Raw genomic sequence first — 18,465 nt, 5'->3', positions numbered from 1 at the left:
GCCCCGTGGCGCCGCCGCGGGGCGGACGACGCTTTCCCGGCGCACCGGGGTACGTTTGCCCTGCAGACCTGCATCGACGAGGAGAAGCATGACGGGTGCCCCACCGCCGCGCCACGCGACGATCGAAGACGTCGCGCGGGCGGCCGGCGTCTCTCGCGCCGCCGTGTCGAAGGTGCTGCGCAACGCCTACGGTGTGAGCGACGGGATGCGCGAGCGCGTGACGGCCGCGATGGCAGAGCTGAACTACCGTCCGCGGATCGCGGCACGGGCGATGCGCGGGCGCACCTACACACTCGGGATCGAGCTTCCGGATCTGGCCAACCACTTCTTCGCGCGGATCGCGCGGGGTGCGACGAGCGCCCTCGAAGGAACGCCGTACCAGCTCATCATCGCTCCCGCCGAAGCCGGATCGCGCGAGGGGCTGCGGGCGCTCGAGGCGCTGGTGGACCGTCAGGTGGACGGCGTGATCGCGGTGTCACCGCGCGTCGACGAGGCGGGGCTGGAGCGGATCTCCGGTTCCGTCCCCGTCGTCATGTTCGGGCGCCACGACACCTCCGATCGGTACGACGTCGTCGCCGGCGACGACGCCGCGGGAGCCCGTGCGGCGATGCAGCACCTGTTCGACCTGGGCCACCGCCGGATCGCGCACCTCACTCTGCACGAGTCCGGCGCGTTCGAGCCGTTCCCGCACGGGGTGCGTCTGCGCGAGTACGAGGCGGCGATGGACGCCGCAGGGCTCGGGGAGCGCGCCATGGTCTGGCGCACCGACGAGGGCGAGGGGCCATCGGCGGAGGTCGTGCGCCGCATGCTCGCCGACGGGACCACCGCCACTGCCGTCTTCGCCGCCCACGACGAGCTCGCGTTCGGCGCGATGCGCGCGGCGAGCGAGGCGGGTGTGCCGCTGGCCGTCGTCGGCTACGACGACGTCCCGATGGCCTCGCATCCGGGGCTCGGGCTCACCACCGTGCACCAACCGGGTGAGGCCATGGGCGCCCGTGCTGTCGAGATGCTGCTGGAACGCATCGCCGGCCGCACCGAGCCGATGCACGAGATCTTCGAGATCGAGCTCAAGGTCCGAACGTCCACGCGCGCCCCCTCGGGCTGAGGGGGTTCAGCGCGCGGCGACGACCGCGTTGTCGAGCTCGTCGGCGTCGACGCCCGGCCGCTCGGCCTGGTTCGTCAGCAGCACCCAGGCGACGCCCGCCGCCGGGTGCACCCAGAACTCCGTGCCCGCCCAGCCCGCGTGGCCGTAGACGTCTCGGTCGATGAGTCCCGGAGCGCGCGTGCGGAGGTTGAAGGTGAAGCCCCAGTCCTGGCCACGCTCGGCGGGATACGGCTCGAGACGCGGGATGTCTCGGGTGAGAGGACGGCACATCATCGCCAGAGTCGCCGGCTGCACGACGCCGCCGGCCTCGCCCTGCCCGATGCGCAGCAGCGCCGATCCGAGCGCGAGGAGATCGCCCGCTGTGCCGATCATGCCCGCGCCGGGGTTGCGGTGGCTCGCGAAACCCCGCATGTCCAGGCCCAGACGCTCTGCATCGACGACCGTGTGCGGCTCGACGGCCGGGTCCAGCGTGAACCCGGTCGCGCCGAGCGCGGCAGCCCACTCCGTGACGTCGGCATCCCACGTGCGTCCGGTGGTGTGGCGCACGAGCTCGGCGATGCCGTCGAACGCCACCGTCGAGTAGCGCGAGGCCGTGCCGGCGGCGAAGTCGCGGCCCGGCGCGAGCAGTGCGGCGCGTAGCCCCTCGGCGGGGTCGAGCGTGGGTTCGCGGATGCCGGAGGTGTGGCTCGCGAGGTGGCGCAGGCGCACGACGTCGTCGCGGCCCGCTCCGAACTCGGCAAGCGCCGCACTGAGGGGGGTCTCGGTCGTGAGCAGACCGCGCTCGATCGCGCGTGCCGCGGTGAGGCCGGTGAGCACCTTGGTGACCGAGAACAGCCAGTACGGATCCTCGACCTGTGCAGCCCGTCCGTCCGTCGCGCCGAACGCGTCGAGCGCGACGACTCCGTCGGCGGTCGCGATGCCCAACACCGCGCTGGGCAGGCGTTCCGCCTCCACGTGCCGTCGCGCCCAGTCGAACGCTGCTGCGTAGCCGGTCACGGGCGCGGCTCGTACCGGTCGGGAGACACGGATGCCGCGACCACGCGCCGCAGGTCCTCGAGGGTCGCGTCGGGGCCGAACCAGCCGTGCGCGCGCGCCTGGACGAGCACATTGCCGAGGGCCGTCGCCTCGACCGGTCCTGCGAGCACAGGAAGGCCCGACCGGTCGGCCGTCGCCTGGCACAGCAGCCTGTTGAGGGCGCCGCCGCCGACGATGTGGATCACGTCGATGTCGCGGTCGGTGAGCCTGCCGGCGGTCGCGACCGCGTCGGCGAAGGCCTGCGCGATGCTCTCGACGATCGTCCGGGCGAACGCCTCGCGCGTCGCGGGTGCGGGTGCGCCGGCCTCGCCGAGCACCGCCGCGATGCGGGCGGGCATGTCGCCCGGAGCGGACAGGCGCGGGTCGTTGGCGTCGAACAGGGGGACGTCGCCGGAGACGGATGCCGCAGCATCCAGCAGAGCCGGAAGATCGATCGCCGCGCCGTCCTCGGCCTCCCACGTGCGCACCGCCTCGCTCAGCAGCCAGAGGCCCGTCACGTTGTGGAGGAAGCGCACGCGCCCGTCCACACCACCCTCGTTCGTGAAGTTCGCCTCGCGGGCCGCGTCGCTGACGACGGGTCCGTCGAGCTCGACGCCGACGAGACCCCACGTGCCGCACGAGATGTACGCCGCGTCGGGGGTGCTGAGCGGCACAGCGACGACGGCCGACGCCGTGTCGTGGGAGCCGACCGCGACCACCTCGAGCGGCGCGCCCACGCGCTCGCGCGCCTCTCCGTGCAGGGTGCCCAGCACCACGCCGGGATCGACCAGGGGAGGGAGGACGGATGTCTCGATCCCGAGCCGCGCCGCGAGTTCGAGGTCCCACTCGCCCGTGCGGACGTCGACAAGGCCGGTCGTCGACGCATTCGTGCGCTCGGCGACACGCGCACCGGTCAGCAGGAACGCGACGAGGTCGGGAACGAGCAGCGCAGAGCTCGCGTCTCGCAGCCCCGGCTCGACCGCGTACTGATAGAGCGTGTTGAACGGCAGGAACTGCAGCCCGTTGCGGCGGTAGAGCTCGCCGAACGGCACGCGCGCGTGCACCAGCTCGACGCCCCGCGCGGTGCGCTCGTCGCGGTAGTGGAACGGCTCGCCGAGCAGCTCCTGCCCGTTCACCAGACCGTAGTCGACGGCCCACGAGTCGATGCCGATGCTCGCGATGCCTGGCTCTCGACGAAGCGCCTCGGTGAGGCCCTCCACGATGTGCCGGTACAACGTCGTGAAGTCCCAGTGCAGCTCGCCGTCGGCCCCGGGCACAGGACCGTTGGGGAATCGCGACACCTGCTCGAGGCGCAGCATCCCGTCGTCCACGTAGCCGAGCATCACGCGACCGCTGGTCGCGCCGAGGTCGACGGCCGCGACGACCCCGCCGGTGGCCTCTGTCATCGCAGGAACGCGGCGGCGACGCCGGAGTCGACGGGGATGTGCAGGCCGGTGGTGCGGCTGAGTTCCGGGCCGGTGAGGACGTACACCGCGTCGGCGACGTTCTCGGGCACGACCTCGCGCTTGAGGATGGTGCGGTTCGCGTAGAACTGGCCGAGGTCCTCTTCCTTGACGCCGTAGGTCGCGGCGCGGTTGGCGCCCCAGCCGGCGGCGAAGATGCCCGAGCCGCGCACGACGCCGTCGGGGTTGATGCCGTTGACGCGCACGCCGTGCTCGCCGAGCTCGACCGCGAGCAGGCGCACCTGGTGGGCCTGGTCGGCCTTGGTCGCCGAGTACGCGATGTTGTTCGGGCCGGCGAAGACGGAGTTCTTCGACGAGATGTAGATGACGTCGCCGCCGAGCTTCTGCTCGATGAGGATCTTCGCGGCGGCCTTCGAGACGAGGAACGAGCCCTTCGCCATGACGTCGTGCTGCAGGTCCCAGTCCTTCTCGGTGGTCTCCAGCAGCGGCTTCGACAGCGACAGGCCGGCGTTGTTGACGACGAGGTCGACGCCGCCGAACGCGAGCACGGCCGCGTCGAAGGCGGCCTGGATCGCGTCGGCGTCGGCGACGTTCGCGGCGACGCCGATGGCGACATCCGTGTTCCCGAGCTCCGCCGCGGCGGCCTGCGCCTTCTCGAGATCGAGGTCGGCGACGACGACGCACGCGCCCTCGGCGGCGAGGCGGGTCGCGATGGCCTTGCCGATTCCGGATGCCGCGCCCGTGACGAGTGCGATACGGCCCTGGTGGGTCTTGGGCTTCGGCATGCGCTGGAGCTTCGCCTCTTCGAGCGCCCAGTATTCGATGCGGAACTTCTCGGCGTCGGAGATAGGGGTGTAGGTCGAGAGCGACTCGGCGCCGCGCATCACGTTGATGGCGTTGATGTAGAACTCACCGGCGACGCGGGCGGTCTGCTTGTTCGCGCCGTACGAGAACATGCCGACACCCGGGATGAGGACGATGAGCGGGTCGGCGCCGCGGATCGCCGGGCTGTCGGCCGTGGCGTGCGCGTCGTAGTAGGCCTGGTAGTCGGCGCGGTAGGCCTCGTGCAGCTCGTGGAGGCGCGCGATGCTCTCCTCGATCGAGGCGTCGGCCGGCAGGTCGAGGATGAGGGGCTTGACCTTGGTGCGCAGGAAGTGGTCGGGGCAGCTGGTGCCCAGCGCGGCGAGCTCGGGGGCGCGCTCGGAGGCGAGGAAGTCGGTGACGACCTCGGCGTCGGTGAAGTGCCCGACCATCGGCTTGTCGGTCGACGCGAGCCCGCGGATCGTCGCGGCGAGCGCGGCGGCCTTCGCCCGGCGCTCGACCTCCGGCAGCGCCTCGAAGCCGGCGCGGACGCCGCCGAAGGGTTCGGCCTCGCCGTGTTCGGCGATGTAGGCGGCGGCGGTCTCGATGATCCAGAGCGAGTTCTGCTCGGCCTCCTCCGACGTGTCTCCCCACGCGGTGATGCCGTGGCCGCCCAGGATCGTGCCGATCGCCTGCGGGTTCCTGTCCTTGATCGCGGCGATATCGAGGCCCAGCTGGAAGCCCGGGCGACGCCACGGCACCCACACGACCTTGTCGCCGAAGATCTTCGCGGTCAGCTCCTCGCCGTCCGCGGCGGTCGCGATCGCGATGCCCGAGTCGGGGTGCAGGTGGTCAACGTGGTTCGCGTCGACGAGGCCGTGCATCGCGGTGTCGATCGAGGGGGCGGCGCCGCCCTTGCCGTGCAGGCAGTAGTCGAACGCGGCGACCATCTCGTCCTCGCGGTCTACACCCGGGTAGACGTTCACGAGCGAGCGGAAGCGGTCCAGGCGCAGCACTGCGAGGCCGGACTCCTTCAGCGTTCCGAGGTCGCCGCCCGAGCCCTTGACCCACAGCAGCTCGACGGGCTCACCGGTGACCGGATCGGTCTCGGTGCCCTTGGCGGACGTGTTTCCGCCGGCGTAGTTCGTGTTCTTCGGGTCGGCGCCGAGGCGGTTCGACCTCGTGATCAGGTCCGTGACGGCCGGGTTGGTCATGATGCGTTCCTTCGTGTGTGGTCTGTGTCTTCGAGTCGCCGAGACACGCCGAGCGGCAGGTCAGGCCACCGGCGTGTCGTGGCGAGTCGCGGGGAGAGTGCGGGAGGTGGGCGGGGCGGGAGCGGGCGTGTGGAGCGGGAGGGCGGCGAGGCTTGCGGCAAGACGCGCGATGGTGACGGATGCCGCGGGCTCGTGCGGACGGTTCAGATGGCCGTGGTCGGTGCCCGGCTCGGTCACGACCTCCACGGGGCGGCCGGCGGCGCGCAGCGACGCGGCGAACGCCTCGCCCGAGACCCGGAGCTCGTCGACGTCGCCGTTGACCATGAAGGTGGGTGGGAACTGCATCAGGTCGACGGGTCGGGCGAGTCCGGGGATCGCGCCGAGGGGCGCACGGTCGACCGGGCCGCCGAGATAGTTCTCGTACATCCCGAGCACCGCAGCGGGGCCGAAGCGATCGGCCTCGGGCTGGGCGTCGAGCGCGGCACGCAGCGCGGCACCCGGTGCGGGTTGCACGGCGAGCAGCGTCGGGTAGGCGAGCAGCACGAGCGCGGGAAGCGGCGCGCGTCGCTCGATCAGTCGCAGCGCGGCGCCTGCGGCGAGGTTGCCGCCGGCGCTCGTGCCGCCGATCGCGAGGCGGCCCCGGTCGACCCGGAGGCGGTCGGCGCGCTGGACGGTCCACGACCACGCCGCGAGCATGTCGTCGGATGCCGCGGGGTAGTGGTGGCCGCTGCGCGCGCGACCCGCGGCATCCCACTGCTCCTGAGCCGGTGCGAGGCGGTAGTCGACCGACACGACCGTCGTGCCCCGCGCCGACAGCTGCCGCGCGACCCAGTCGGACTCGGGCATGTCGAGGTCGCCGCCGGCGAACCCGCCGCCGTGCGCCCAGACGAGACCGGTGCCGTTCGGCTCTCGCGCGGGGTAGACGCGCACCAGTCCGTCGCCGGCGGAGTAGGGCTCGCTCATGTCGGTCCTTCACATCGTTGTTCCGCAGTCACTTTCTGCGGCTTCCGATCGTGCGGCTTCGCAGTTTCTGACTGCGGAGCTGCCGATCTGGTGGTGCACCGGGGGCGCGGGGATCGGCATCCCACGCCCCCGGTGGGTCTGGTCCGCGTCAGCGGCCGGGGGTCTGGGGCGAAGCCCCAGTGGGCGCAGTCGGCGGGTTACGCGCCCCAGCCGGCCTGCGTGCCGCCGACGCGGTCGGCCGCGATCTGCTGCTGGTAACCGGATGCCGCGTACGCCGCCATCGGGTCGGCCGCGAGTCCGCGCGACTCGCGCCACTCGGCGAGCGCCGGCCGGACGTCGGTGTAGAACGCGTCCATGAAGACGGCGTTCGCGGCGAGCACGTCGTTCGCCTGCTGCGCGGCGGCGAGGGCGTCGCGGTCGACGAGGAGCGCCCGGGCGGTCATCTCCTGGACGTTGAGCACCGAGCGGATCTGCCCGGGGATCTTGTCCTCGACGTTGTGGCACTGGTCGAGCATGAACGCCACGTCGGGGTTGTTGAGGCCCCCGCCGCGCACCACCTCGAAGATGATGCGGAACAGCTGGAACGGGTCGGCCGCGCCCACGATGAGGTCGTCGTCGGCGTAGAAGCGCGAGTTGAAGTCGAACGAGCCGAGCTTTCCGAGGCGCAGCAGCTGCATCACGATGAACTCGATGTTGGTGCCGGGCGCGTGGTGGCCGGTGTCGAGGCAGACCATCGCTTTGTCGCCGAGGCTCGCGACCTGGGCGTAGGAGGTGCCCCAGTCCGGAACGTCGGTGTGGTAGAACGCCGGCTCGAAGAACTTGTACTCGAGCACGAGGCGCTGCTCGTCCGACAGCCGGTCGTAGATCTTCTGCAGCGAGTCCTGCAGGCGGTCCTGGCGGGCACGGATGTCGGCCTGCCCCGGGTAGTTCGAGCCCTCGGCGAGCCAGATCTTGAGGTCGCGCGAGCCGGTGGCATCCATGATGTCGATGCACTCGAGGTGGTGGTCGATCGCCTTGTTGCGGATGCGGTCGTCGTGGTGCGTGAGCGCCCCGAACTTGTAGTCCTCGTCCTGGAAGGTGTTGGAGTTGATGGTGCCGAGGCTCACGCCGAGGTCTTCGGCATGACGGCGAAGGTCGGAGTAGTCGTCGACCTTGTCCCACGGGATGTGCAGGGCCACGCTCGGCGCGAGCTTCGTGTAGGCGTTGACCTGCGCGGCATCCGCGATCTTCTCGTACGGGTCGCGCGGGGTGCCGGGAGTCGTGAACACGCGGAAGCGCGTGCCGGAGTTGCCGAACGCCCAGCTGGGCAGCTCGATGCCCTGGCCTTCGAGCGCGGACTGGATGTCGGGTGACAGCGTCGTCATGATGCGGTGCCTTCTTCGGTGGTGTCGGTCGCCGTGCCCCGGGCGGCGGCGAGTTGGTCGTGCAGGTTGAAGATCTCGGTCAGCGGGGTGGCCGCCTGGTCGGGCCGACCCTCGAGGCCGACGAAGAAGCGGCCCATCTCGGCCTCCCAGCGCGCGGCGACGTCGGAGCCCGCGAGGTAGGCCTGTGCGGCCTCGTCGTCGTCGGTCTCGTAGTAGCCGATCAGGCGTCCGCCCTCGCCGAGGAAGAGCGAATAGTTGCGGCGACCCGAGGCGGCGATCTCGGCGAGCATCTCTGGCCACACCGGGGTGTGGCGGGCGATGTACTCGTCCAGCAGTTCGGGTCGCACCGTCAGTTGGAAGCAGACGCGCTTCGTCGCGGTCGCGCTCGTCATGGGTGGCTCGCTCCTCGGATGGGCGGGGGTGGCGGCGGAGAGCCGCCGTCGATGAATCGTTTCAACGATAGACGCTCCGGGTGCTGTCCGCAAGCGGGAGAGCGTTTTCCTCGGAATCGTACGCGCTGCGCACCGCGGTGTCGATAGCGTGGGAGCGGATTCGAGGCGAGGGAGCACGAGTGGAGCATCAGGAGCGGGCACTGACCGCGTACGTGGACTCCGTGCGCGAACAGCCCGGGGTGCTGGGCGTGGTGCTGGTGGGATCGGTCGCGCAGGGCCGGGAGCGCGAGGGCTCCGACGTCGATGTGTACCTCGTCGTCGACGACGACCGCTTCGCCGCCGAGACGGCGCAGGGCCGCTACGCCTGGATCGAGCGTCAGGATCTGGACTACCCCGGCTCGTATATCGACATCAAGCTCGTGAGCCCGTCGTATCTCGCCACCGCCGTCGACGAGGCCGACGACCCGACGCGGGCATCCTTCCTCGGCGCCCGGGTGGCCTGGACCGTGCTCCCGGGGCTCGACGAGACGATCGCCCGCATCGTCGAGCTTCCGGACGAGGTGTGGGACGCACGCGTTCGCTCGTTCGTCGCGCAGGCCCACCTGTACGGCGGCTACTTCCTGCGCCAGGCGGTCGAGCGCGGCGACGGATTCCTCCGCCGCCACGCCGGACTCCACCTGGCGCTGGCTGCCGCGCGCGCGGCACTCGCAGCGGACCGGGTGATGCTTCCCGGCCCAAAGTACGTCTCGAGGCTGGTGCGATCCGTTCCCACGCCTGCGGGGTTCGTCGAGGTGTGGAGTCGGGTCGTGGACGACCCCGACGCCGAGTCCGGTGCCGAGCTCATCCGCATCCTCGACGATTGGGTCGGCGGTGGCCTCACCCCGGACGAGGCGCTGTCGACGTTCATCCGCGACAACGAACTCGCCTGGCTCCGGGGCACCGTGCCCGCGGAGTTCTGGTGAAGCCACCGTCCATCACCCCTTGATCGCTCCGCTGGTCATGCCCGCGACGATCTGCCGGTTGAAGAAGATGTACATGATGAGCGGCGGGATGGTCGTCAGCAGGATGTACATGAACAGCAGGTTGAACTGGCTGACGGTCTGGCTCTGGAAGTTGTACAGGCCGAGCTGGACCGTGGGGTAGTCGTTGCCGGGCAGGAAGTACAGCGGGTTCTGGAAGTCGCCGTAGACGAACACCGCCTGCACCACGATGACGGTGACGATCACGGGCTTCAGCAGGGGGAGCACGACGCCGAAGAACAGTCGCATGGGTCCTGCGCCGTCGATGATGGCGGCCTCGTCGAGCTCCTTGGGGATGGTGGCGACGAACGCGCGGAACAGCAGGACGCAGAACGCGAGTCCGAAGGTCGCTTCGATCAGGACCATGCCGGGGATCGTCTTGAACAGCCCGACACCCTGGAGCACCCAGATGGTGGGGACGACGGCCGGCGGCACGATGAGCGCAGCGAGCACGAAGAAGTTGATCACCGGGTTCAGCCGCGAGCGTTTGCGTTGCAGCACGTAGCCCACCATCGCGGCGAACACGACCATGATCGCGCAACTGAACACCGTGATGACGGTGGTCCAGAGGAACGCCCACAGCACCTGGTAGTCGTTCTTCTGCACGGTCTCGAGGAAGTTCGGCCAGAACTGCCACTCGGTGGGCAAGCTGAACTGGATCAGCCCCGCCTCCTGCGAGCTCTTCGAGGCCTGCAGGAACACGAAGATGAAGGGCACGAGGAAGACCACGATCGACACGATGATCGCGATGATCCCGACGAGGTACTTCCGCATCCAGCGACGCACCGTCATCGGGCGTCGATCGCCCTTCGGGGCGCGGCCGCCGCGGAGCTTGCGCGCGTCGGCGGTGGTGAGGGTCTCGGTGACGGTCACAGCTCCGCCTCCCTTCTGTTCAGCAACCACGACACCGGCACCATGATCGCGGTGACCACGAGGAAGAGGATGACGTTGCCGGCGGTGGACAGGCCGAAGAAGCCGGCCTGGTACTGCTTGTAGATGACGGACGCGATCACGTCGCTGGAGAACCCGGGGCCGCCCTTGGTCATCGCCCAGATCATGGCGAACTCTCGGAGACCGCCGATGAGCGACAGGATGATGACGGTCGCGGTGGCGGGGCGGACCAGCGGCAGAGTGATGTTGCGGAACACCGACCACGCGCCGGCGCCGTCCATGCGGGCAGCCTCGAAGTACTCGTGCGGGATGGCGACGATGCCGGCCATGAAGATCAGCGTCGCGATCCCGACGCCCTTCCAGATGTCCACCCCGGCGACGGTCAGCAGCGCCAGGTTCGGGTCGGTGTACCAGCCGGGTTCGGGCAGGTTGAAGAAGCCGAGCACGTTGTTCACGACGCCGTGGAACGGGTCGAGCAGTGCCTTGAAGGTGAGGCCGACGCCGATCGTCGAGACCAGCACCGGGAAGAAGACGACGGCGCGCAGGTAGCCGCGGCCCAGGGTCGGGCCCGTCAGCAGCAGGGCGAGCGCCAGGCCGAGGACGACCTTCGCTGCCGAGGTGACGAAGCCGTAGATGAAGGTGTTGATGAAGCCCTGCACCAGCTGGGGCTCCTGGAAGAACTGCACGAAGTTGTCGAAGCCGATGAACTGGACGTCGAAGAGCGTCCAGCGCGTCAGCGAGAAGTAGAACGAGGCGAACGTGGGCACCGCGAAGAACACGATGAACAGCACGGCCGCCGGGATGTAGAACCAGCTGGGGTAGGGGCTGCGGATGCCCTTGCGCTTCGGATCTGTCTTGCCCGGCCGGGTGGCCGGCGGGGCCGCTCCGGTCGGCGCTACTGCGGTCGTCATTGATCACTCCTTTGTGAAGGTCCGGTGTGAAGAGGGGCCGGCGGCGTGCCGCCGCCGGCCCCTGTGCTACCTGATCTCAGTGGATCCCGGGTCGGGTCACCAGCCCTCGAGCCCGAGCTGCTGCGCCTGCTTCTTCACGTCCTCGTCGTACTGCGCCGCGCCGTCCTCGGCACCGGTGATGCCGGATCCGACGGCGACCGTGATGTTCTCGAGGTTCGGTCCCTTGATGGGCGACAGGAACTCGAGCGCCGAGCCGGTCTTGCCGGAGTCGAAGTAGGCCTGGATGTCGCTCACCAGGTCAGGCACGTCGCTGGGCAGGGTGCACGCGCTGGTGACGTAGGGCCCTGCGATCGAGCCGCCTTCGTTCTGCACCTGGCAGCCCTCGTCGGAGTTGGCGAACGCGACGAACTTCTTGGCGGCGTCGAGCTTGTCGCCCTCGGTCGTCTTGGCGATGTAGATCGCGTTCGGCTGCCACATGGTGATCGAGGTGTCGGCCGCGTCGGCCGCCGGCAGTGCGAACACGCCGATGTCGTTGACGTTCTCGGGGTAGTCCTGCTGCACCGCCGAGATCGTCGCCGAGAGCATCGGGTACTGCGCGCCGGCGCCGGTCGCCAGCGCGCCCATCGCCTGGGCGTTGGTCATCGAGGCGAAGTCCTCGTTCAGCAGGCCCTTGTCGAACACCTCCTGGCCGTGCGTGAAACCAGCCAGCGCCGGCTCCTCGACGTACTTCGCCTTCGGGTCGTTGGCGGTGTACTCCTCGGCCCAGTCGGGGTTGACCGCCGACACGTTCGCGAAATCTCCGAGCACGAACAGCTGGCTGGTCCAGGTGTCACCGAAGGACTGCAGGATCGGGGCGACGCCGCCGCCCTCGGCCTTGATCTTCTCGCTGTTGGCGATGAACTCGTCCCACGTCGTGGGCACCTCGAGGCCGAGCTGCTCGTAGACCTTCTTGTTGTAGAGCACCGCGCCGGCGAACGACGTGCCCCAGGGGGCGCCGTACAGGCCGTTGTCGGTCGAGACGACGGCCTTGAAGTCGTCGGTGAGCCCGTCGACCCAGTCCTGGTCGCTGAGGTTCACGAGCGTCTGGTCGGGGTTCAGCGCCTGCAGCAGCGAGCCCGAGTTGTAGTGGAAGACGTCGTTCATCGAGTCCGTCGACAGCTTCGTCTTCATGAGGTTGTCGCCCTCGGTCCCGCCGGGCTGCGTCTCGAGCTTGACGGTGATGTCGGGGTTGGCCTTCTCGAAGGCCGCGATGAGCGCCTTCGCCTGGTTGGTGTTGGCGTCGTCGCTCTGGGTGAGATAGCTGATCTCCACCTTGCCGTCGTTGGAACCGCCGCCGCTGCACGCGGCCAGCGGCACGGCGAGTGCCACGATGCCTGCACTCGCGAGGAGCACTCTCCGGGTGGAAGAGCTCTTCATCTTTACCTCCTTGTAAAGCCGAGCGGATGGTCCGCCCACGCTGCCGGATTCCCTGGTGCTGCGTTGAGAGAGTCGCTGCCCGGGTGGCATTGAAACCATTCAACCCTCGTAAGGTACGTCCGTTCGCGGGCGGGGTCAACAGTGGGATCCGAACTGATCCGTCACGATCGTGTAACGGTCTACACTTCGATTGACAAGAACCATGAATCGTTTCACGATTGTCGAGCGGGTCGGCGACGCGGCCGACCCCCGAAAGGACACAGCCATGACGGCTCTTCCCTCTCCCACCGCAGTCGACACCGCCGTTCGGGTCGTGGGGCTGCGCTGCCAGCACGGCCGCGGACTGCTCGGCGTCCCGCGCACCGGGCTGCGTCTGAGCTGGCGCGCCGAGAGCGACGATCCCGATGCCCGCCTCGTCGGCTACCAGCTGGCCGAGGGTGCCGAAGGCGCCGAGCCCACTCCGGCGGAGCCGGTCGCCGACTCCCGAACGGTCGGCATCGTGGTCCCGGTCGAGCTCGCCCCCCGCGAGCGGCGCGCCTTCGCGGTGCGGGTCGCGACGTCGACCGGGTGGAGCGACTGGAGCGAGCCGCTCGTCGTCGAAGCCGGCGTCGACGGCCCCGGGCTCGAGGCATCCGTCATCGGCGCCGACACTGCTGCCGACGGGCCGGTCCCGCTCCTGCGCACCGAGTTCTCGCTCGATCGCGTGCCCCGCGCGGCCCGGCTGCGCCTGACCGCCCTCGGGCTCGTCGACGCATGGATCAACGGCGTCCGCGCGACCGACGCCCTGCTGACCCCGGGCTGGACGTCGTACCAGGAGCGCATCGTCATCGACACCCTCGATGTCACGGCGCTCCTCCGCGAGGGCGCGAACGTCATCGTCCTCGCCGTCGCCGACGGGTGGTACCGCGGCAGCTTCGGCTTCGCCCGGCGACAGGCGATCTACGGCGACCGCACCTGCGCGCTCGCGCAGATCGAGGCCGACGGCGAGGTCGTGGCGAAGACCGATGCCTCGTGGCGGACCGGGTTCGGACCGCTCCGCAGCGCCAGCATCTACGACGGCACGGTGACCGATCTGCGTCTGGACGACCCCGCGGTGCATGAGCTCGGATTCGCCGGGGAGGACTGGGTCGCGGCATCCGTCGTCGACATCGACGCCGCGCGCTTCGAGCCGCGCTCCGCGCCGCCGGTGCGGGTCGTGGCCGAGCTGCCGATGACGCCGACCTCGCACGCCGGGCGCACGCGGCTGGACGGCGGCCAGAACCTCTCGGGCTGGGTGCGCCTTGTCGTGCGCGGCCGCGCGGGCGATGTCGTCACGGTGCGCCACGCCGAGGTGCTCGAACCGTCGGGCGACCTGCATGTCAAGGCGCTGCGGTCGGCCAAGGCCACCGACGTCTACACGCTCGACCGCGACGGCGAGCACACGCTCGAGCCCGCCTTCACGTTCCACGGCTTCCGCTACGCCGATGTCGAGGGCGCCGAGGTCGTCTCGGCGACGGCGGTCGCGATCTCGAGCGACCTCGCGCCGCGCAGCACGTTCTCGTCGTCGCACGAGGCGCTCGACCGGTTCCACTCGAACGTCTTCTGGTCCCAGCGCGACAACTTCGTGTCGGTGCCGACCGACTGCCCGCAGCGCGACGAGCGCCTCGGCTGGACCGGCGACGCCCAGGCGTTCGCCGCGACGGCGAACACCCTGATGGACACCGAGTCGTTCTGGATGTCGTGGCTGCGCGATCTCGAGATCGACCAGACCGACTGCGGCGGTGTGCCGGCGGTCGTGCCCGACATCATCCGGCCGCAGGACATGCTGATGGGAGGTGTGCCGACCGAGAACATGGGCCGGGCCGGATGGGCGGATGCCGCCACCATCGTGCCGCTCTCCGTCTACGAGTCGTACGGCTCCACGGAGGTGCTCGATCGTCAGCGCAGCAGCATGCGGCGCTGGGTGGAGCACCTGCGTCGCCGCGCCGGCGACGGCGTGGTGCTGCCGGGCGGCGACTTCCAGTTCGGCGACTGGCTCGACCCCGACGCCCCCGGCGAGCGGCCGTGGGAGGCGAAGGTCTCGAGCGACTTCGTCTCGAACGCGTTCTACTCGTGGTCGGCACGGCTGCTCGCCCGCGCCGAGCGCATCCTCGGTGACGCCGGCAGCGCCGCCGCCTACGAGGCCCTCGCCGACCGCGTCGGTGCCGCGACCTTCGAGCGCTGGGGTGAGGAGGCGATCCTCACCCAGAGCGGCGCGGCGATCGCCCTCGAGTTCGCCCTGGCTCCTGCCGAGCGACGCGCGGAGATCGCCGATGCCCTCGCCGCGAACGTGCGCCGCGAGAACGGCCGCATCGCGACGGGCTTCCTCGGCACGCCCCTCGTGCTGTTCGCGCTGTCGCGGTCGGGCCACCTCGACGAGGCATACCTCATGCTGCTCCGCCGGGACGCGCCGTCGTGGCTGTACCAGGTGGACCGCGGCGCGACGACGGTGTGGGAGCGCTGGGATGCCATCCTTCCCGACGGCAGCATCCACTCCGGTGCGATGGACGCCCTGCCCACCGAGGACGCCTCCGAGGACGAGACCGGCATGCTCTCGTTCAACCACTACGCGTACGGCGCGATGATCGACTGGGTCTACCGCACCGTGGCGGGCCTCGCCCCGGATGCCGACGACCCCGGGTACCGCACCGTGCACGTGGCTCCGCGCCCGGCCGTGGGGCTCGAGCACGCCTCGGCGTCGATCCAGACCCCGCAGGGGCGCCTCGCGATCGACTGGCGCGTCGACGGCGACGTCTTCGAGGCCACCCTCGAGGTGCCGTTCGGATCGCGCGCGGTGCTCGACCTGCCGGTGACGGCCGGTTCCGCCGTGACCCTCGACGGTGCTCCCGCCCCCACCGAGCTCGGCCACGGCACGCACCGCCTCGCGGTCACCGCGCCCGCCGTCGCGACCCCCGGCGCGGTCGTCCCGGCCTGATCGCGCCATCCGTCACCAGACCACCGAAGCCCCCACACACCAGACCCGCAAGGAGTGCCATGAGCGGCCCCGTTCCCCACATCGTCATCGACGCGCCGTACCGCAGCGACGTCGTCGCCTCGCCGACCCCCGAGATCGGCTGGCGCACGGAGACCGACACCCCCGGCTGGCTGCAGTCGGGCGCCGAGGTCGAGGTCACGCGTGCCGGCGAGGTGTCGTCGCACCGCGTCGACGGCCGTGCCTCCACGCGGATCGCGTGGCCGTTCCCGCCGCTCGCCGCGCGCGAGGAGGTCTCGCTGCGCGTGCGGGTCACCGGCGTCGACGGCGCCGCGGGCGACTGGAGCGAGCCCCGGCGCATCGTCGCCGGGTTCCTGGCGGAGGGGGAGTGGCAGGCCGTGACGATCGGCCTCGCCGAGCCCGCCGAGAACGCGCAGCCCGCGTACCTGCGCACCGAGTTCGACGTGACGGGTCCGGTCGCGCGCGCCACGCTCTACGCGACGGCGCTCGGCGTGTACCAGGTGGCGATCGACGGCGTCGACGTCGACGACCAGGTGATGAAGCCGGGCTGGACCCCGTACGCGCACCGCACCATCCACGAGACCACCGACGTGACGCGTCTGCTCGCGGAGGGCCGCAACGCCATCGGCGTGCGCCTGGCCGGCGCGTGGGCGACGGAGAGCTTCGGTTTCCGTGAGAACGCGCGTCCCCTCTACGCCGACCAGCCCCGCTTCGCGGGTCAGCTGCTCATCGAGTACGCCGACGGGTCGCGACGATGGATCGTCACGGATGCCTCGTGGCAGGCGTCCAGCGGACCGATCACGGCTAGCGGGCTGTACGCGGGCGAGGACTACGACGCCCGTCTCGCCCTCGTCGACCGAGAAGGTCGTGGCTTCGCTCAAGCGGGCTACGCCGCCGGCGGTTGGGCGCCCGTCGCCGAGCTCGAGGCTCTGCGCACGCCCGAGGCCCGGGTGTCGCCGTTCGTGCGTCGGATCGAAGACCTCGCGGTGCGCGAGGTCATCACCACCCCGAGCGGCAAGACGGTCCTCGACTTCGGCCAGAACCTGGTCGGCCGCCTCCGGATCCGGGTGTCGGGTCCTGCGGGCGCCGTGATCACGCTGCGGCACGCGGAAGTGCTCGAGCACGGCGAGCTCGGCACGCGGCCGCTGCGCGCCGCCGCCGCGACCGACCACTACACGCTCGCGGGCGGCGGTGCAGAGGAATGGGAGCCGGAGTTCACCTTCCACGGCTTCCGCTACGCCGAGGTCGACGGATGGCCGGGCGAGTTCGACCCCTCCGCCGTCACCGCGGTCGTCATCCACAGCGACATGGAGCGCACGGGCTGGTTCGAGGCATCCCATCCCCTCGTCAACCAGCTGCACGAGAACATCCTCTGGGGCCTGCGCGGCAACTTCCTGTACCTCCCGACCGACTGCCCGCAGCGCGACGAGCGCCTGGGGTGGACGGGTGACATCCAGGTGTTCGCGCCGACGGCCTCGTTCCTCTATGACGTGCGCGGCTTCCTCGACTCGTGGCTGCGGGACCTCGCGCTCGAGCAGGTCGACGGCGTGGTGCCGTTCGTCGTGCCGAACGCGCTCGGGGTCGCCCGTCCCGCCGCAGCGTGGGGCGATGCCGCCACGATCGTGCCGTGGGTGCTCCACGAGCGCTACGCCGACGTCGCCACCGTCGAGCGCCAGTACCCGAGCATGAAGGGCTGGGCGGACGTGCTCATCCGTCTGGCCGGCCCCCGCCGGCTGTGGGAGGGGATGTTCCAGTTCGGCGACTGGCTCGACCCGGACGCGCCGCCGCACCTGCCCGCGAATGCGAAGACGGATGCCGACATCGTGGCGTCGGCGTACCTCTTCCGGTCGGCCGACGCCGTGGCCCGCGCCGCCGCGCTCCTCGGAAAGGACGACGAGGCCCGGGAGTACGCGCAGATCGCGGAGGAGGTGCGCGCCGCGTTCCTGGCGGAGTACGTGACGCCCGCCGGGCGCATGATGTCGGACGCGCAGACCGCGTACGCGATGGCGATCGTCTTCGACATCGTCCCCGCCGACCAGCAGGAGGTGCTCGGCGCACGGCTGGCCGAGCTCACGCGACTGTCGGGCTACCGCATCAGCACCGGCTTCGTCGGCACGCCCATCATCCAGGACGCCCTCACCCGCACCGGCAACCTCGAGACCGCGCGGCGCCTGCTTGTGCAGACCGAGAACCCGTCGTGGCTCTACCCGGTGACGATGGGCGCGACCACCATCTGGGAGCGGTGGGACTCGATGCTCCCCGACGGATCGATCAACCCGGGCGAGATGACGTCGTTCAACCACTACGCCCTCGGCGCCGTCGGCGACTGGCTGCATCGCGTCGTCGCGGGCCTCGCGCCCGATGCGCCGGGATACGAGCGGATCCGCATCCAGCCGCGCCCGCTCGCCGAATTCGACCACGCGTGGGCCGAGCACCTGACGCCGTACGGCACCGCGCGTGCAGGGTGGTCGCGCCAGGACGGCGTCGTCCGCGTCGAGGCGACCGTGCCGCCGAACACGACCGCCGTCGTCGTGCTGCCCGACGGGCGTGAGCTCGAGGTCGGCTCGGGAGCCCACGGGTGGGAGGTCGCCGACACCGCGCCGGCGGCCGCCGCCTCGCGGGTCGGTCTGGACTCGACCCTCGCCGCCGTCATCGACGACCTCGAGGCCTACGAGGCCATCGGCCAGGTGCTCGAGGCGTCGAGCCCCGAGGCCGCGCACGGCTTCCGCACCCACACGAAGTGGTCGGATGCCCGCGAACTCGGGGAGGCGCTGTTCATGCACGCCGGCCCGGAGACGCAGCAGGAGATCGCCGCGCGCCTGGCCGAACTCTCGGCAGAGCGCGAGGGGGCGACTGCGGATGCCTGAGCGGCCGCGCCTGCTGGGGCCTCGCCCCAGACCCCCGGGCGCCGGCGCGCACCCGGGGGAGCGGGCGACCGCTTCCCCGGCAGTGCCCTACACTCACGGACAGCGGAAGGAAC

General features: G+C 70.7%; 13 protein-coding genes. 4 read left to right on the top strand and 9 right to left on the bottom strand.

Annotation, left to right across the window (positions count from 1 at the left end; all coding sequences use genetic code 11):
* Window positions 1–88 precede the first annotated feature (88 nt).
* Window positions 89–1,105, top strand: coding sequence for a LacI family DNA-binding transcriptional regulator (locus J2Y46_RS01895; protein WP_045299740.1), 1,017 nt, complete (start codon window positions 89–91; stop codon window positions 1,103–1,105).
* Between the two features lie 6 nt (window positions 1,106–1,111).
* Here the strand turns inward: J2Y46_RS01895 and J2Y46_RS01890 are convergent, their stop codons facing one another.
* The 6 genes from J2Y46_RS01890 to J2Y46_RS01865 form a co-directional block, all read right to left on the bottom strand.
* Complete coding sequence (locus J2Y46_RS01890) at window positions 1,112–2,101, bottom strand: serine hydrolase domain-containing protein (RefSeq protein ID WP_310239851.1); 990 nt, start codon at window positions 2,099–2,101, stop codon at window positions 1,112–1,114.
* A complete protein-coding gene (locus J2Y46_RS01885) occupies window positions 2,098–3,525 on the bottom strand; it encodes a rhamnulokinase family protein (RefSeq protein ID WP_045299744.1) in 1,428 nt (475 codons plus the stop codon). The genes J2Y46_RS01890 and J2Y46_RS01885 overlap by 4 nt, the downstream gene beginning before the upstream one ends.
* Window positions 3,522–5,558, bottom strand: coding sequence for a bifunctional aldolase/short-chain dehydrogenase (locus J2Y46_RS01880; protein ID WP_310239849.1), 2,037 nt, complete (start codon window positions 5,556–5,558; stop codon window positions 3,522–3,524). Before J2Y46_RS01880 ends, J2Y46_RS01885 begins: the two co-directional genes overlap by 4 nt.
* A 60-nt stretch (window positions 5,559–5,618) precedes the next feature.
* On the bottom strand, window positions 5,619–6,521 hold the full coding sequence (locus J2Y46_RS01875; protein WP_310239847.1) for an alpha/beta hydrolase fold domain-containing protein: 903 nt from the start codon (window positions 6,519–6,521) through the stop codon (window positions 5,619–5,621).
* Window positions 6,522–6,718: 197 nt separating this feature from the next.
* Entirely contained in the window at window positions 6,719–7,885 is a 1,167-nt protein-coding gene (rhaI, locus tag J2Y46_RS01870) for an L-rhamnose isomerase (protein WP_045299750.1), read from the bottom strand.
* Complete coding sequence (locus J2Y46_RS01865; RefSeq protein WP_045299752.1) at window positions 7,882–8,277, bottom strand: L-rhamnose mutarotase; 396 nt, start codon at window positions 8,275–8,277, stop codon at window positions 7,882–7,884. The genes rhaI and J2Y46_RS01865 overlap by 4 nt, the downstream gene beginning before the upstream one ends.
* 179 nt (window positions 8,278–8,456) lie before the next feature.
* Here J2Y46_RS01865 and J2Y46_RS01860 point away from each other — a divergent pair, with 179 nt between their 5' ends.
* The gene (locus J2Y46_RS01860) at window positions 8,457–9,239 is read left to right on the top strand and encodes a nucleotidyltransferase domain-containing protein (protein ID WP_310239844.1); all 783 of its coding nucleotides are present in this window, start codon (window positions 8,457–8,459) and stop codon (window positions 9,237–9,239) included.
* Window positions 9,240–9,251: 12 nt separating this feature from the next.
* Here the strand turns inward: J2Y46_RS01860 and J2Y46_RS01855 are convergent, their stop codons facing one another.
* From J2Y46_RS01855 to J2Y46_RS01845, 3 genes are all read right to left on the bottom strand, one after another.
* A complete protein-coding gene (locus J2Y46_RS01855) occupies window positions 9,252–10,169 on the bottom strand; it encodes a carbohydrate ABC transporter permease (protein WP_396653142.1) in 918 nt (305 codons plus the stop codon).
* Entirely contained in the window at window positions 10,166–11,098 is a 933-nt protein-coding gene (locus tag J2Y46_RS01850) for a carbohydrate ABC transporter permease (protein WP_045299755.1), read from the bottom strand. Before J2Y46_RS01850 ends, J2Y46_RS01855 begins: the two co-directional genes overlap by 4 nt.
* A 96-nt stretch (window positions 11,099–11,194) precedes the next feature.
* Window positions 11,195–12,514 (bottom strand): ABC transporter substrate-binding protein, encoded by a 1,320-nt coding sequence (locus J2Y46_RS01845; protein WP_310239842.1) that lies wholly within the window; start codon window positions 12,512–12,514, stop codon window positions 11,195–11,197.
* 265 nt (window positions 12,515–12,779) lie between these two features.
* Between J2Y46_RS01845 and J2Y46_RS01840 the strand changes: the two genes are divergently transcribed.
* Both J2Y46_RS01840 and J2Y46_RS01835 read left to right on the top strand, forming a co-directional pair.
* Window positions 12,780–15,467 (top strand): family 78 glycoside hydrolase catalytic domain, encoded by a 2,688-nt coding sequence (locus J2Y46_RS01840; RefSeq protein ID WP_310239841.1) that lies wholly within the window; start codon window positions 12,780–12,782, stop codon window positions 15,465–15,467.
* A gap of 59 nt (window positions 15,468–15,526) precedes the next feature.
* Complete coding sequence (locus tag J2Y46_RS01835; protein ID WP_310239839.1) at window positions 15,527–18,352, top strand: family 78 glycoside hydrolase catalytic domain; 2,826 nt, start codon at window positions 15,527–15,529, stop codon at window positions 18,350–18,352.
* Window positions 18,353–18,465 lie beyond the last annotated feature (113 nt).

The organism is Microbacterium sp. BE35 (genome assembly GCF_031457705.1).
In the GTDB taxonomy this organism is placed as follows: Bacteria; Actinomycetota; Actinomycetes; order Actinomycetales; family Microbacteriaceae; genus Microbacterium; species Microbacterium trichothecenolyticum.
The sequence above is the reverse complement of the archived record's forward strand: the minus strand, read 5'-3'. Positions and strand labels throughout refer to the sequence as shown.